Source organism: Streptomyces sp. NPDC087906 (assembly GCF_055584925.1).
In genome coordinates this window covers 135529-150666 of record NZ_JBVJLC010000007.1, presented here as the reverse complement: position 1 = coordinate 150666, position 15138 = coordinate 135529, and the positions used below count along the sequence as shown (strand labels likewise).

At 71.4% G+C, this 15138-nt stretch carries 12 protein-coding genes; 2 read left to right on the top strand and 10 right to left on the bottom strand.

Going from position 1 to position 15138, the window contains the following annotated elements; translation table 11 throughout:
- Nucleotides 1-79: 79 nt before the first annotated feature.
- From ACZ63I_RS21885 to ACZ63I_RS21860, 6 genes are read right to left on the bottom strand one after another with little or no spacing between them, the layout of a single operon-like run.
- Entirely contained in the window at nt 80-1318 is a 1239-nt protein-coding gene (locus tag ACZ63I_RS21885) for an amidohydrolase (protein WP_469340653.1), read from the bottom strand.
- A complete protein-coding gene (locus ACZ63I_RS21880) occupies nt 1308-1460 on the bottom strand; it encodes a hypothetical protein (RefSeq protein WP_469340652.1) in 153 nt (50 codons plus the stop codon). The genes ACZ63I_RS21885 and ACZ63I_RS21880 overlap by 11 nt, the downstream gene beginning before the upstream one ends.
- Nucleotides 1457-2548 (bottom strand): hypothetical protein, encoded by a 1092-nt coding sequence (locus ACZ63I_RS21875; RefSeq protein ID WP_469340651.1) that lies wholly within the window; start codon nt 2546-2548, stop codon nt 1457-1459. The genes ACZ63I_RS21880 and ACZ63I_RS21875 overlap by 4 nt, the downstream gene beginning before the upstream one ends.
- 4 nt (nt 2549-2552) lie before the next feature.
- A complete protein-coding gene (locus ACZ63I_RS21870) occupies nt 2553-3488 on the bottom strand; it encodes an N-acetylneuraminate synthase family protein (RefSeq protein WP_469340650.1) in 936 nt (311 codons plus the stop codon).
- Nucleotides 3489-3498: 10 nt separating this feature from the next.
- Entirely contained in the window at nt 3499-4737 is a 1239-nt protein-coding gene (locus ACZ63I_RS21865) for a cytidylyltransferase domain-containing protein (protein ID WP_469340649.1), read from the bottom strand.
- 47 nt (nt 4738-4784) lie between these two features.
- A complete protein-coding gene (locus ACZ63I_RS21860) occupies nt 4785-6113 on the bottom strand; it encodes a DUF6716 putative glycosyltransferase (RefSeq protein ID WP_469340648.1) in 1329 nt (442 codons plus the stop codon).
- 187 nt (nt 6114-6300) lie between these two features.
- On the opposite strand from ACZ63I_RS21860, the gene ACZ63I_RS21855 reads away from it, so the two are divergent.
- Complete coding sequence (locus ACZ63I_RS21855) at nt 6301-7284, top strand: glycosyltransferase family 2 protein (RefSeq protein ID WP_469340647.1); 984 nt, start codon at nt 6301-6303, stop codon at nt 7282-7284.
- Nucleotides 7284-8624, top strand: a complete 1341-nt coding sequence (locus ACZ63I_RS21850) for a polysialyltransferase family glycosyltransferase (RefSeq protein ID WP_469340646.1) — start codon at nt 7284-7286, stop codon at nt 8622-8624. Before ACZ63I_RS21855 ends, ACZ63I_RS21850 begins: the two co-directional genes overlap by 1 nt.
- Before the next feature lie 142 nt (nt 8625-8766).
- Here the strand turns inward: ACZ63I_RS21850 and ACZ63I_RS21845 are convergent, their stop codons facing one another.
- From ACZ63I_RS21845 to ACZ63I_RS21830, 4 genes are all read right to left on the bottom strand, one after another.
- Nucleotides 8767-11085: a glycosyltransferase gene (locus ACZ63I_RS21845; RefSeq protein ID WP_469340645.1), complete on the bottom strand. Its 2319-nt coding sequence runs from the start codon at nt 11083-11085 to the stop codon at nt 8767-8769.
- Complete coding sequence (locus ACZ63I_RS21840; protein WP_469340644.1) at nt 11082-12587, bottom strand: glycosyltransferase family 29 protein; 1506 nt, start codon at nt 12585-12587, stop codon at nt 11082-11084. The genes ACZ63I_RS21845 and ACZ63I_RS21840 overlap by 4 nt, the downstream gene beginning before the upstream one ends.
- 563 nt (nt 12588-13150) lie before the next feature.
- Complete coding sequence (locus tag ACZ63I_RS21835; RefSeq protein ID WP_469340643.1) at nt 13151-14101, bottom strand: D-cysteine desulfhydrase family protein; 951 nt, start codon at nt 14099-14101, stop codon at nt 13151-13153.
- A 63-nt stretch (nt 14102-14164) separates the two neighbouring features.
- Nucleotides 14165-15109: a class I SAM-dependent methyltransferase gene (locus tag ACZ63I_RS21830; protein WP_469340642.1), complete on the bottom strand. Its 945-nt coding sequence runs from the start codon at nt 15107-15109 to the stop codon at nt 14165-14167.
- Nucleotides 15110-15138 lie beyond the last annotated feature (29 nt).

Below are 15138 nucleotides of genomic sequence, written 5' to 3'. Positions count from 1 at the left end.
GTAACGCGCGTAGATGTCAGATAAGGACCTGTACCGAGTCCGTTATCGGATCGTCGCGAACGTCGGGTGTCCTGGCCGATTACAAATGGTTGCCGTCGATCAACGCAGCGGCGGTGAAAAGCTCCACAGCGACCTGGATCGCGTGCTCGTCCACGTCGAAATCGCCGCGATGCAGGTCGTATCCCGCACCGTTGCCGGGCGGTCGCACACCGAGGCGCGCCATCGAGCCCGGTACCCGCTCCAGGTACCAGGAGAAGTCCTCGCCGCCGAGGCTCTGCTCGGTGTCCTCGACGCTCGTCGCACCGCGGCGCCGGGTCTGCGCGGCCCGCAGCAGCTCGGTGACGCCGGGGTCGTTGACGACGGGCGGCACCCCGCGCACGTAGTTGATCTGCGTCTTCGCGCCGTGCAGCGCGGCGATCTCGTCGATCGCGGCATGCACCATGTCGGGTGCCTGGTGCCAGGCGGCGAGGTCGAGGCAGCGGACGGTCCCGGAGAGTTCGGCATGCTGCGGGATCACGTTGCAGGTGTGGCCCGACTCGATACGGCCCCAGGTGACGGCGAGCCCGGAGCGGGCGTCGACGCGGCGGCCCAGCAGCGCGGGCACCTCGGTGGCGACCTTGGCGACGGCGGTGATCAGGTCGGTGGTCAGATGCGGCCGCGCGGTGTGTCCGCCGGGGCCGTCGAGGGTGATTTCCAGCCGGTCGCAGGCGGAGGTGATGGGTCCTGGCCGCAGCCCGACCTGGCCGGCGTCGACCTTGGGGTCGCAGTGCACGGCGATGATCCGCCCGACGCCTTCCAGCGCCCCCGACTCGATGGCTTGAACCGCACCGCCGGGCAGCACCTCCTCGGCGGGCTGGAAGATCAGCCGCACCGCGTTCGGGAGCTGGCCCTTGCGGTCCAGCTCGGCCAGGACGAGCCCGGCGCCGAGTACGGCGGTGGTGTGCACGTCGTGCCCGCAGGCATGCGCCCGGTCCGGCACGGTGGAACGGTACGGGACGCCGATCTTGGTGTCGGGGATGGGCAGCGCGTCGATGTCGGCCCGCAGGGCCAGTACGGGTCTGCCGGCCGTGACCGTGCCGATGTCGCAGACGACGCCGGTGCCGCAGGCGAGGACCCGCGGCGCGAGCCCGGCGCGCTCAAGGCGCTCCTTGATCGCGGCCGTGGCGCGGACCTCTTGATTGCCCAGCTCCGGGTGCATGTGCATGTCGCGCCGGAACGCGATCAGCTCGGCCCGCAGGGCCTCCGGAAGCGCACCTGCGAGGTTGGTCCCGGGCACCACGGTCTGTCCGGGCAGTTCGGCTTCTGACTCAAGCGACATCAACTGGCTCACCCGTTGAAGAGTAGTTCTCTCCATGGATCAACCAACCATCGATCACCAAAATTTCAGCCACACAGACGAAACCCGGCCCTTCTGTCCGGATCACGCCGGTGCTCACGCCGGTGCTCAGGCCGATGATCACGCCGGTGACGGCAGCCGGGGCAGCCGGTGCACGTCGCGTGCCGTGCCCGTGACATCCGTCAGGAAGCCGTGGGCGCGGGGTGACGCTGTGTCGTTGAGCCACTCCGGTGCGATGTCGCAGACAGCGACCCTGACCCCCGTGCCGGCGAGGGCCAGCGGGAGGGTGTGGACCACCGTGGAGGGGAAGCTGAGGACCGTGCTGCCGATGGGGCCGCGCCGGGCGATCAGCTCCAGGGGCAGGTCGGGGCGGACGATCTCCAGACCGGTCTCCGCATGCAGCCGGTGCAGCTTGTCGACGCCCTCCCTGCGGTGGGCGAAGTAGCGGCCCGCGTTGTGGGTGCGGGCCAGCGCCGCCACCGCCTCCAGGTACTGGTCGGCGTCGACCACGCCCGTCTCGACCAGCGACGTACCGACCATGTCGGCGCCTTCGAGCACCTTGGGCGGCCCGAAGGTGGCCCGGGTCCAGGAGAAGTCGTTGACCGTCACCGTGATGCCGGGCGGCACCTTGTCGACGGGCATCGCGGTGAAGACCTCGACCGAGCGGGCCGCCGACGGGGTGAGCCGGCGGCGGGCCGCGGCCGAGACCGGGGCGAGGACCAGTTCACGCGGCCCGCGGTGACCGCCGCGCCGGTGCCAGCGCACCAGGCGCTCGCCGCGGGCGACCTGCCCGATGAACTCGATGGTCGCCGTGCCGTCGTCCACGACGGTGAGCTGCTTGCTGCTGACGAGCGTCAGCAGCAACTGCACGTAGCGGGAGAACGGGTCGCCGATCACGACCCGGTCCGCCTTGCGCAGCAGTGGTGCCAGTTCCCGTACGGTCCGCAGGGGCGCCCCCGCACCACCGCGCGCTTCCTGCCAGCGCACGGTGAAGCCTTCGTCGCGGCCCAGCTCCGCCATCCGGCGGAGCTGGCCACGCGACATGGGATCGGTGGGCGAGAGGACGACGATGGTCAACTGCTCACCGAGGTTCCTCGCACCCGCCCACTCCAGCACGTTCAGAAGCTGGACCGGGCTCTCGACAAAGGCGATCGCGCGGGAGCTGTGCTTGTCACGTGGGTGCTGGGGACGGTCCCCGCTCGGGCTCGGCATGGCGTCAGACCGATGCCGGCGCGGTGGCCTCGGTCTCGGCGACGACGCCGGCGACGCGGCGGAGCTTCTTCATCGGGCCCAGCTCCGACTCGTAGACCTTCTTGACGCCGTCACCGAGGGACGCCTCGATGGTGCGGATGTCGCGCACGAGGCGCTGCAGGCCCTGCGGCTCGACGGAGGCGGCCTGGTCCGAGCCCCACATGGCGCGGTCGAGGGTGATGTGGCGCTCGACGAACGCGGCACCGAGCGCGACGGCGGCCAGCGTGGTCTGCAGGCCCGTCTCGTGGCCGCTGTAGCCGATCGGCACGTTCGGGAACTCGGCCTGCAAGGTGTTGATGACGCGCAGGTTCAGCTCCTCGGCCTTGGCCGGGTACGTCGACGTGGCGTGGCAGAGCAGGATGTTCTCGCTGCCGAGCACCTCGACCGCGTGCCGGATCTGCTTCGGCGTCGACATGCCGCTGGAGAGGATGACCGTGCGTCCGGTGCCGCGCAGGGCGCGCAGCAGCTCGTCGTCGGTGAGGGAGGCGGAGGCCACCTTGTGCGCGGGGACGTCGAACTTCTCCAGGAAGGCGACGGCCTCGGTGTCCCACGGGGAGGCGAACCAGTCGATGCCGCGCTTCTTGCAGTGCTCGTCGATGGAGCGGTACTCGTCCTCGCCGAACTCGACGCGGTGCCGGTAGTCGATGTACGTCATCCGGCCCCAGGGGGTGTCGCGCTCGATGTCCCACTGGTCGCGCGGGGTGCAGATCTCCGGGGTGCGCTTCTGGAACTTGACCGCGTCGCAGCCGGCTTCGGCGGCCACGTCGATCAGGGCGAGTGCGTTGTCCAGGTCACCGTTGTGGTTGATGCCGATCTCACCCGTGACATAGACGGGACGACCGGGGCCTGCCGTACGCGTGCCGAGGGTGCGCAGGCGGCTGGAGGTGGACTCGGTGCTCATGGAACTGTCCTTACTTGTCGGGGGTGTTGTGGGGGGTGTGGGGAACCGCGGCCTGAGCCGCGTGTCGCGGGGCGTGCAGCCCCTCACCCAGGAGCCAGGCGGCGATCTCACGGATCGCCCCCTCGCCGCCGGGGGTTGTGGTGACGGCGCGGGCCGCTGCGCGTACCGCGTCGTGCGCGCTCGCGACGGCCACCGGCCAGCCGACGAGCCCGAAGCAGGGGAGGTCGTTCACGTCGTTGCCGACGTAGAGGACGCGTTCGGGGGTGATGCCCCGCTCGTCGCACCACTGCTTCAGTGCGATGTCCTTGCGGTCGATGCCGTGCAGCACCGGCACCTTCAGCTTGTCGGCGCGCGCGGCGACGACCGGGTTCTGCTCGGTGGAGAGGATGAGCAGGTCGAGTCCCGAGCGGCGCAGCGCGGCGATGCCGAGTCCGTCGCCGCGGTGCACGGCGACCATTTCGCGGCCGTCGGAGTCGACGTAGACCTTGTCGTCGGTCTGGGTGCCGTCGAAGTCGAGGACGACCGCGTCGATGTCGCCGTGCGTGGGCAGCAGCGCCGGGTCGAGCAGCGGCGCCAGCGCGCGGGCGCGGGCCAGGTCGTGCGGGTCGTCGATCTCCAGGACCCGCGCGGGGTCGGTCGGTACGAGCGCGGTGCGGCCGAAGAAGCGGTGCTTGGCCTCGCGGAATCCGCCGGCGCGCATCGCGTAGGCGGCGCCGGTCTCCAGGAACTCCTGCGGGCGGTCCTGGCGGCGCGGCCGGTTCGACTTGTCGTGGTTGACGCCGTAGCCGTCGAGTTCGCCGAGGTGCGCGCCGCCCTGGCGCCAGATGAAGCCGTGGGTCGGGGCGACGGTCAGCGCGGTGTCCGCGCCGTCCTCGGTGAGCGCGGCCGTGACCCCGTCCAGGTCGTCGGCGGTGATGAAGGGGCTCGTGCACTGCACGAGCAGCACGACGTCGGTGACCTCGCCGCGCGTCGCCTCGTGCGCGTCCATGGCGTGCAGCACCGCGGCCTCGCTGGTGGCCAGGTCGCCGGCGATGGCGGCGGGGCGCAGCACGATCTCGGCGCCGGCGGCGCGCGCCGCGTCGGCGATGGCCTCGTCGTCCGTGGAGACGACGACGTCGGTGACCAGGCGGGCCTTGAGGCAGGCGCGCACCGCGCGCACCACCAGCGGTACGCCGCCCACCTGGGCGAGGTTCTTGGCGGGGACGCCCTTGGACCCGCCGCGTGCGGGGATCACTGCCAGGACGGTCATCGGTTCTCCTTGTTGATCGGCGGGGCTCGGCCCTGCGGCCCGGCGCCTCACAGCTCGCCCATCCGGCGGATGACGGGCGCGACGCGCTGCACGCCGTGGCGGTAGGCGCCGCGGGCAGCGCCGCGTACGGCGTTGCGCACCGCGCGCCGCACCCCGGTGGTGGCACCCGCGCCGGCCGGGGCCGTCGTCTTCGGTGTGCCGTCGGGGTTCAGGTGGTAGCGGGCGAGCAGCGCGGGCAGATAGCGGGGCGCTGTGGTGGCCGTGTAGTACGGCGCGACGGGCGGCAGGTCGGGCCCGGTGAGGAGCTTGGCGACGCGGGCGCGTGCCTCGTCGAAGGCCGTGCCGTACGAGCCGTCGGCGGCGACGCCCTGCCGGTCCGCCCAGACGGCGTCGTGGCGCGGCCGGTGGCCGCTGTCGAGCTGGTCCCAGGAGGCCAGGCAGCCGGAGCCGATGAAGTGGTGGTTGCCGAGCGGTTCCCGTACGCCGAGGTCGGTGAGGATCGCGGTCGGGATGCGCCGGTGCAGGGCTTCGAGCGCCGCCGTCGAGGAGACGGTGACGAGCAGGTCCGTACGGTCCAGGACCTCGCCCATGTTCCCGTACACCAGGCGGAAGTTGGGCGGCAGGCCGCCGGGGACCTTCTCGGCCAGGACCTGGTAGGGGTACTCCTCGACGTGCGTGGTGTGCTCGCCGACCTTGCTGCGCAGCTTCAGCAGCACCTCGCGCCGGGGGTGCAGCCGGGCGTGGTCCACCAGCCGCTGAAGCAGGTAGGCGCGGTCGGCGCGGGTCTCGGGCACGGACGGCTGCGCGGCGAACACCACGGTGTCGCGGTCCTCTTCGGGTGCGTAGCGCTCGCCGCCGAGGAAGGGCAGCGCGGCCTCGGTGACGCAGGACGCGTCGGCGCCGACGCCCTCGTACACGTCGCGGAACCGCCGGCCGTCGTGGCGGGAGTTGGCGAGGACCACATCGGCGCCGTGCCGCAGCAGCAGCCCGTCGGCGAGCTTCTCGTAGACGACCCCGACGTAGCCGGTGACGAGGACGGGCCGGTCCGCCAGTCCCAGGGCCGCGATGCCGTGCAGCATCGCCTGGACGGCGCCGCCGACGAGGGCGAGCACGATCACGTCGTACGCGTCGCTCTCGTCGCGTATCGCGCTGAGGAATTCGGTGCCGGTCACTTCTCGCAGCGCGGCGGTGTCCACTCCGACCTCGGCGAGCTGCCGTGTGGTGGGGGTCGCTCGTCCGCGCAGCAGGAATCCGCTGAGCTCGATGTCGCTCTCCCCGGCGGCTATGCGGCGCGCGGTGAGCGCGCCCCATTTCCACCGGGTGTCGGAGTCGGCGAGCACAGCGACCCGGACGGCGTGACTGGTACGTGATGGCACATCGTGGACGTTAGAAAGCCAATTCGCTGAGCGGCCCAACTCAACGGCAATAAAGGGTTAACAGCAGGTCTACGAATGGGGTGGGAGGGTCTGCCGCTGCGGGATTCATGATTCAGTCATATTTCGTTCACCTTGAGTCTGTGCCGATGTCAGGCCCGAGGTCGGGCGGCGCCCTAGCCTCACCTGGGTGGTCAAGCTCTCCGTCGTCGTGCCGTTCTACAACGTGCAGACATACGCGCCCGAAACCCTCAGAAGCCTGCGCGCCAACGCGCGCGGCGATTTCGAATTCCTGCTGGTCGATGACCGTTCGACCGACGGAACCTCAAAGATCCTCGAACGGGCCGAACGTGAGCTGCCCGGCGCCGTTGTGCTCAGACATGAGAAGAACAGCGGACTCGCGACCGCCCGTAACACGGGTCTCGACGCGGCTCGCGGCGATTATGTGACGTTCCTCGACGGTGACGACTGGGTGGCCCCCGGTTATTTCGAGCAGCTCCTGACCGCCATGGACGATCTCGGCTGCGACTTCGTCCGTACGGACCATGTGCAGTTCACCGGGCGCACCCGCACGATCAAGCGGGTGCCGGTGGGCAGGCGCGGCGAGGTGCTGCGGCCGAGGGACGCGATCCTGCCGGCCAACCGGACGACCTCCGTCGACTACGCCTTCGCGTGGGCGGGCATCTACCACCGCCGGATCGTCGAGCGCGGTCTGGTGCACTTCACCGACGGGCTGCGCACGGCCGAGGACCGGCCGTGGATCTGGCGGCTGCACCGCGAGGCCGAGTCGTTCGCCGCCGTGGGGCTCCTCGGGGTCTTCTACCGGCGGGGGGTCGCCTCGTCGCTCACCCAGATCGGCGACGTCAGGCAGCTCGACTTCATCAAGGCGTTCGACCAGGTCATCGCGGACACCTCGAAGGACGACGAAGCGGACAGGTTCCTCGCGAAGGCCATCAGGACCTACTGCGCGATCATCGCCCACCACCTGGGCTCCAGTGTGCGCTACGAGCCCGCCGTGGCCCGCCAGTTGCGCGCCCTGAGCGCCGCCGCGCTGCGCAGGCTGCCCCAGGACCTCCTCAAGGAAGCGCTGAACTCGATGGACTTGGAGCGCTCGGGCCGGCTGCAACGGCTGCGCCGAAGGCCCCTGCCCGGCGGCGGAACGGCGGCAGCCTGATGCAGACTCCCGCCCCCGTCACACAGATCTTCTGCGCCTCCACGCTGTACGGAGCCGCCACCCTGGCCGCCATCATCGACGGCGGGCTGGTCGGTCCCGCCGACCGGCGGCTGCTGGTCGTCTGCAACAACGCCACGTCCCCCGAACTGTCCCCGTCCATCGCCGAGATGCCCGGGTTCGAGCAACTGCGTGACCGCTTCGACGGCCTGGTGTCGTGGAACGAGGCCATCGCGCCGTTCCACCCCAGCAGTTGGGCCCCCCGGCCCGACGACGCGCCGATCTGGGAGCGCCATCTGCGGCTCCTGTGGGACCTGGGCGACGCCCGCGTCGAGCTGGTCGTCGAGTCGATCCAGGTCACCCCGGCCCTCGCGATCACGGAGATCTTCACCGGCGCGCCCATCCGGGTGTACGCGGACGGCCTGATGAGTTACGGCCCGACCCGCTCCCGGATCGACACGCTGATCGGCGGCCGGGTGCGCGAGCTGCTGCACCTCGATCTCGTACCGGGGCTGCGGCCGCTGCTGCTCACCGAGTTCGGCGTCGAGCCGACGATCGTGCCGACCGAGGTGTTCCTGCGGGTGCTGGACTCGCTCGCCGGGACGGCGCAGGGCATCACGGAGCTGCCGGAGCCGCCCGCGCTCGTCCTCGGCCAGTACCTCTCCGAACTGGGCATCCTCACGCCCGACGAGGAGGAGGAGCTGCACGTCGAGATGGTGCGGGGCTGCGCGGCGCGCGGCCACACCCAGGTGGTGTTCAAGCCGCATCCGGCGGCGCCGGCCACCTGGTCCGCACGGCTGGCCGACGAGGCGAAGCAGGCCGGGGTCGAACTGACCGTCCTGGCGACGCCGGTGCTGGCGGAGGTGCTGTACCAGCGGCTGAAGCCGGTGCTCGTCGTGGGCTGCTTCTCCACGGCGCTGTTCACCGCTTCCGCCTTCTACGACATCCCGGTGGCCCGGGTCGGCACCGGCATACTGCTGGAGCGGCTCACCCCGTTCCAGAACAGCAACCGGGTGCCGGTGACGATCGTGGACGCGCTGCTGGCGCCGCTCGACGACGACGGTTCGTTCCGTCCGGAGCCTGAGCTGTCCGGGCTGATCACGGCCGTCGGTTTCGCGATGCAGCCCGAGGTCGCCCTGGCGCTGCGGCCCGAGGCCGAGCGCTATCTCACGGCCCATCACGACGAGCGGACCCTGCGCTACTTCAAACGCCGCAGGCTCACCGCGCTCGGACTGCCCGGCGGGCTCCCGGGGCAGCTCGCCGGTATCCCGCGCAACGCGACGGCACGCGGCCTGGTGCGGCGGGCGGGCCGGCTGCGGCGCAAGGTGCTGGGCGCGCGCTGAGACGGCTGAGACGTACGAGAAGGGGCGGGGCGCCGGGCGCCCCGCCCCTTTCGCGTGCGGTGCTTTACGTGTGCGGTCCTTCTCCGGTGTGGTCCTTCTCGGGTGCGGTGCTTTACGTGTGCCGTTCACCGGCCCGCGTGTGTCAGCGGCCGACCGGCACCCGGAGGCCCAGAATCGCCCGCAGATCCGCCGCGTTCGCCTGGGTGACCTTCCACAGTTCCTGCTGCCTGCCGTGCACGTCGGCGACGGTCGCCGCGTGGTCGTTCAGGATCCCCACCGCCCGCTCGGTGAGCACGGCGCCGAGGTTCTTCTCATGGACGGAGACACCCCACTCGGGGCGGTCGATGTCCGCGAGGAAGTACGCCATCTTCGGGTGCGAGATCAGGCTGATGACGGGGGTGCCGCAGCCGAACGGGATCATCCCGGCGTGGCCGCGCATCCCTATCACCAGCTTGGTGCGGGCGTAGGTGTCCCTGATCGCGTCGTTCTCGAAGTCGTACATCGGGATGACCGGCAGCGAGATGCCGTGCTCGCGCCGCAGGTCGAACGCGATGCGCTCGTCGTCCAGCGAGTGCGCCACACACCTGACCTCGGCGTGCGCGCCGAGCGCCCGTACGGCCTTGGCCATCTCGGCGAGGAAGTGCCCGTAGTCGTGGCCGAAGCGCAGCCCGGCCCGGTCGTACGCCGCGTTGACCAGCACGGTGTTCTCGCGGTCCGCCGGGTCGGTCCAGCCGTCGACGAGCTGCCGGGTGACCGTGGTCGGGCAGGGCTGGAAGCGCACCTTGTCGTGCAGCTCGGCGGGGAGCAGCGCGCGTACCTTCTCGATCGAGCCGTGGTTGCGCAGCCCGAAGAACGAGGAGCGCTCGACCAGTTGGCGCAGGCTGGCGTTGAAGCGGCCGGCCCGGTAGGACTGCCCGTCGAACGCGTTGAAGCCGACCGCGTACACCATGATCGGCACATCGATGCGGTTCAGTGTCTCGTCGGGGACGTTCCACTGCCAGGCGCTGTTGCCGTTGGGCGCGGTGTCCGGGATGAAGAGCCCGCCGCCGCCGATGACGAGGCCGCGGCGTGCGTTGACCCGCTCAAGCGCAGCCTTGTCGAAGAGGCGGTGCGCGTGGATCGAATGCCAGCGGCGCGGGCCTGTCTCGGGGCCGAAGGTCAGCCGCACGGACTCGGGCAGCAGCTTGTCGCCCGCGTTGCCCTGCTGGGGCATGTAGAAGGCGACATGGGCCAGTTGCTCGGCGGCCGGTCCGTCGGGAGCACCCGCGGGGGCCTCGGTGCGCAGCCGCATCTGCCGGTTGCCCCGGTGGGTCGGGTCGACGGACAGACCGTCCATGGCGTACCGGTGGGCCGTGGTGTCGTCGCCGTGGATCCAGGCGATCTGGGCGAGCCGGGCGAAGGCCGTGGGCGCCCGGTTGGGGGCGGCCGTCGCCAGCAGGAGCTGGGCCTCGGCCTCCTCGTACCGGGAGACGCTCATCAGCGCGTGCCCGAACACCTCGTGCGGCCACGCCTCGTCGACCGGGATGGCGACGGAGCTGAGGACGTCGACCGCTTCCTGGTACTCGCCGTCCTCGAGCCGGGCGAGCGCCAGCCTGCGGGCGCTCACGACGTCGCCGGTGCGCGCGACGTGCGGGGTGCCGAAGTGCACCATCAGGTCGTGGTGCGGGTTCTTGGAGCGGGCCAGGAACGCGGCGTGGAACTCGGCGTCGGACAGGTCGAATTCGGCCCACCGGTCCTGCGCCTTGCCGTAGCCGGCCTCGCCGCCCTGCCAGGGCTTGTGCCGGCCGGTGAAGTGCAGGACGGCGGTGTCCGCGGGCACCGGCTTGTCGCCGGACAGCCGCCGCTTGACGAAGTTGTAGCGGTTGTCGAGGCGGACGAAGTCGCCGTCGAGCACGGCGTTGAGGATGCCCTGGTCGTGCTTGTCGAGTTCGTAGGCGCCGGTGCGGCCCGTGGTGTCCAGCCGCTCGCAGAACTCGTCGCTCAGATACTCGCGTTGGATGACCAGCAGCCCGCTGTTGAGCTTGTTCTGGTCGAAGTAGAACTGCGGTACGGCGGCAAGTCCCTCGCGCAGCTTCAGCAGGGGCCGCAGATCGCCCAGCACCACCATGTCGGTGTCCAGGGTGATCACGGTGTCGTAGTCGCGTATCCGGAACACGTCGAGGATGAAGTACGCCTTGCGCACCAGGTAGTTGTCCTGGTCCCCCTTGGCGTACGTGTCGTAGCGCGCGGCGTCGACCCTGCGCAGCTCGATACGGGGGTGCAGGGCGCGAATCTTGGCGACGGACGACGGGCGCAGATCGTCGTGCAGGACGATGAAGTCCTCGCAGACGCCCGGGTTGGTGAGCGCGAGGCTGCGCAGCAGGACGAGGAAGCCCGGCAGGTAGTTCTCGTCGACGAAGCTGGCGAAGGCGATGCGACGCTTGCCCGTCAGAGCGTTGGTGCTGGTTGAAGTGACGGTCATCTCAAGGAAATCCTCGCGTCGGTCACGCTCTGGGCCCGTTCCATGACCCATGCCTTCTCGCTGATGAACTCGGGCACGGCGGTGCTCGGCGCCGCCCCGCCGACCGGGTGGGCGGCGCTCTCGTGGGCGTCGAAGCCGATCAGGTCGAGCGTCGGACTGACGTCGAGGAAGTCCAGCAGCCACAGCATGATGAAGTCGCTGGGCGGGTTGGCCGGCCAGCCTTCGGTGGCGACGCCGCCGAGGTTGCGTACGGGCCAGCGCAGCGAGTCCTCACCGACGTACTCCTGCGCGCCGGGCACCAGCCGGGTGCGCATGGCGTGGCGCCAGTCGTTCAGCACGCCGCCGAAGACCAGCCGCGTCGTGGCGCGCTTCGCCCAGTGGGCGCCGGGCTTGACGGTGGAGGCGTGGATGTCGGTGCGGCTGCCGGTGGCAGGCGCGTCGATCCGGTACGCGTCGAAGCGCACCACCAGGTCGTAGTCCTCGATCTGCGGGCCGAGCGAACTGCTGCCCACCCGGGGGGAGTTGGCGACCAAGCAGATGGACTTGCCAGCGATCTGGTTGCGGAACTCGCCGAGCCGCAGCCAGGTGACGCCTGCGTACGTGGGGTCCTCGACCGGGCCGCGCATCCGGATCCTGCGCTGTTCGGCGTAGAGGCCGAGATGCTCGCGCAGCGCGGCGATGTGCGGGCTCGTCGCGCCGATCCGCAGGCCGAGGTACTGGCCCAGGCACTCCTGGAGGTCCTGCGCCGGGCTGCTGTCGTCCGCGGCCATCGCGAGCAGTGCGCCGACGAGCCTCGGCTCGGCGCCTTCCCGGTCGCCGCTGTCGTACCGGGCGAGTCCTTCCGCCCAGGCGTCGGTGGCCGGGCCTTCCGCGTACAGCGTGGCCGTGGGGCACTCGCGGCGCAGCAGGGCGAGCAGGTCGGCCTGGTGCTGCCGGGCGGCACGCAGCGCCGCGTTCCTCGGCGCGATGGCGAAGCCGTCCTTGTCGGTCAGCTCCAGATACCGCTCGTACGCCTCGATGGCGCAGGCCTCGTCGCCCGCGGCCTCCAGGACCCGGCCGCGCAGCCGCCAGCCGGCCCGGGAGCCCTTGCGCTGGGTCAGCACGGTGTCGCTGACCAGCCGGGCGAACTTCAGCTCGTCGTCGTAACCGCAGTCGACGGCCTTGTTGCCGACGGCGAGCAGCGCGTCGAGCAGGTCGGCGTCGAGCGTGGGGCCGACGGGGGCGGGCGCCTTGGGGGCGCGTCTGAGCAGTCCGGCGGCTCCCCGGGCGGCTGCCGGTGCCCGCACCTCGGCCGGCGCCGGCGCGCTCTGCGCGGTCACCAGGCCGGCGAGCAGCGACCGGAGCTTCTCGGCGAGTTCGCCCCGCCGCGGGTCGAGCCCTGCCACCAGCTTGCCGCTGTGGACGGCGCAGGCGCGCAGGCACTCGTCGAGCCCGGTCGGTGTGATCCGGTCCTCGGCGCGGGTCCCGGACTCGACACCTGCGGACGGCGTGTCGCGGCTCACTCTGTTGTCCTGCCTCGGCCATCGGTTACGGGCGGCCATTGCCTTACTGCTCGCAGCGTCCTCTGCCTTTCAGGTGGATGGGCGGGACCGGGACAGGCTAGAGAGTGCAGGCGACCCGAAGGTGAACTCGGCCCGTCGGAAGAGCAAACGTCGAGTTCCGACCCTTGGGCAGGGCTCAGCCGTCCCGGTGGGGCGGCAGGGTCCGGCGCGATTCGGGCGGCGACGGCGGCGGGCCCGGCGTCGAAGCCGACGTCACAGCCGGCGGCCGGCTGCTGGCAGATCCCGTAGCCGGCTCGGGTGAGGGCCCGAGCCGCGGGTCTACACCACAGCGACCTGCCGGTGCCGCCGGTGCCGCCGGTGCCGCCACGAGCCTGCGGGACCGCGGGAACGCCGGACTGCGGACTGCGGGACTGCGGGACAGCCGGACAGCCGGACAGCCGGACAGCCGGACAGCGGGACAGCGGGTCTGCGGGTCTGCGGGTCTGCGGGTCTGCGGGACCCGAGGCTGCGGGACCGTGGGACCGCAACAGGCCGGACCGGACCTGCGGCGCGCCCGGCCGGTCCTACGGCGCGCCCGCGCCCGCCCAGCGCAGTACCGGCTCGTTGCCGAAGAGGCCCGGGAGGCCGCCGCTGTGCAGGAATACCGTGCGGTCGCCCGGACGTACGTCGCCCTCGGCCGCCGCCGCGATCAGGCCCGCCAGCGCGCGGCCGGTGTAGATCGGGTCCAAGACGATGCCCTCGGTGCGGGCGGCCGTTCTGATGGCCGCCTTCACCGGTTCGGTGAGCGTCGCGTATCCGGCGCCCACCTGGTCCAGCCGCAGCCGCAGCGCCTCGGGCGGGCCCGGCACCAGGGCGGCCACCGTCGCTCTCGGGTCGGGGACCGCGCCGCAGTGGACGCCCAGTACCCGCTCGGGGCCCAGGGCGCGGACCAGGCCCGCCATCGTGCCGCCGGAGCCGAGCGCCGTGACCACCTGGGCCATGTCCGGTGCCTGGGACAGGAGTTCGCGGCCGCACTCGGCGTAGCCGCGCGCCCCGGTCGCGCTGGAGCCGCCGAACGGGATCAGCGCGGGCTCGGCGCCTTCGCCGCGCAGCCGCTCCACCACCTGCTGGACGACGTCGGCCGCGTCCGCGTCGCCCGCCCAGACGATCTCAGCGCCCAGCAGCCCGTCGAGCGCGACATTGCCGACGCCGAGATCCTGCCCGGCGGCCGAGCCGGCGAGCACCAGCACCACGTCGAGGCCGAGGCGCGCCCCCGCCGCCGCCGTCAGCCGGGCGTGGTTGCTCTGCGGCGCCCCGCTCGTGACCAGGGTCTGCGCCCCGGCCGCGACGGCGGCGCCGCAGAGGAACTCCAGCTTGCGGACCTTGTTGCCACCGCCGCCGAGGCCCGTCAGATCGTCCCGCTTGAGCCACAGGTCGTCGGCCCCGAGCCCGAGCGCCCGCGCCAGCCGCGGCGCGGGCTCCAACGGGGTCGGCCAGACCCCGAGCGTCACCCGGGGTGCCGTGTCTTCCGCCATCTGCCGTGCCTCCCGCGTCAGGATCCCCGGGCCCGACTGTAGCGGCGGGACGGTAGCGGCGGCTCAGCTCTGGGCGCGCTTGCGTGCCCGGCTGCGCTGGACGGAGCGGGTGACGAACGGCGGCAGTACGTCGATGGCGAGCCGCGCCGACCGGGACCGCCGGGGCTTCTTCGGCGCCGCGACCGCCGCCGGGGCCGCCGCCCGGGGAGCGGGCTCGGAAGCCGGTTCGGGGGCGACGTAGTGCCGGGAGAAGGGGAACTCCGGTGCCTTCATGCCGCGCCCGGAGACCCGGACGATCCGGTGTCCGGCCGCCTCCTGGATGGACAGCTTGCACGTCTCGTCGGCCTCGGCCATGGCGATGACCAGTTCCTGGAGCGGCTCCGGGTCGCCCCACGTGCCGTACAGCTTCTGGGTGCTGAGACAGATCGGCCGCAGGCCGCGGTTGACCACCGCTTCCCAGGCGGCGACGGAGACACCCGGGGTGTGCTCGCTGCGGAAGTCGTCGAGCACGACCACCCCGTCGGGCAGCAGCGCCTCCCGCGCGGCGCCGATGTCGCCGTACACGTGCTCGTACAGGTGCGAGGCGTCCACGTGCACGAACCGGCAGGACTTCGGCGCGACCTCGGCGGGTACGACAGAGGAGGGAGCGTGCAGGACCCGTGGGAGTTCGTCGTGGAAGGAGAGGTAATTGCTCTCGAACGCGTCCCTGGTCAGGGTCGGGTACGACTTGTCGGTCTCGGCGTTGTTGGCCTCGTCGGGGGCGTCGGACTCGAAGAGGTCACACACGGTGAATTTCTCGCCGTCCTGCAGATGCCGGCCGAGAAAGATCGCGCTCTTGCCCATGAAGACGCCCATCTCCAGCAGATCACCCCGCTCTCCGCGCTTCTCCTGGTGGCTGAGCAGCGTCGCGAAGAGGGTCTGGTCGAGCGGCGGGAACCAGCCGGACACATCGTTGAGCTTCTGCGGAAGGGGCTTGGTGTCTTTGGTGATGTCATTCGTGGCGCTCATCGTGGCAACCTTCAAACGAAACCGACGGG

Coding starts and splice junctions, on each gene's coding strand:
- ACZ63I_RS21885 (WP_469340653.1), bottom strand. CDS start 1,318: ATGTCGCTTGAGTCAGAAGCCGAACTGCCCGGACAGACCGTGGTGCCC.
- ACZ63I_RS21875 (WP_469340651.1), bottom strand. CDS start 2,548: ATGCCGAGCCCGAGCGGGGACCGTCCCCAGCACCCACGTGACAAGCAC.
- ACZ63I_RS21870 (WP_469340650.1), bottom strand. CDS start 3,488: ATGAGCACCGAGTCCACCTCCAGCCGCCTGCGCACCCTCGGCACGCGT.
- ACZ63I_RS21865 (WP_469340649.1), bottom strand. CDS start 4,737: ATGACCGTCCTGGCAGTGATCCCCGCACGCGGCGGGTCCAAGGGCGTC.
- ACZ63I_RS21850 (WP_469340646.1), top strand. CDS start 7,284: ATGCAGACTCCCGCCCCCGTCACACAGATCTTCTGCGCCTCCACGCTG.
- ACZ63I_RS21845 (WP_469340645.1), bottom strand. CDS start 11,085: ATGACCGTCACTTCAACCAGCACCAACGCTCTGACGGGCAAGCGTCGC.
- ACZ63I_RS21835 (WP_469340643.1), bottom strand. CDS start 14,101: ATGGCGGAAGACACGGCACCCCGGGTGACGCTCGGGGTCTGGCCGACC.
- ACZ63I_RS21830 (WP_469340642.1), bottom strand. CDS start 15,109: ATGAGCGCCACGAATGACATCACCAAAGACACCAAGCCCCTTCCGCAG.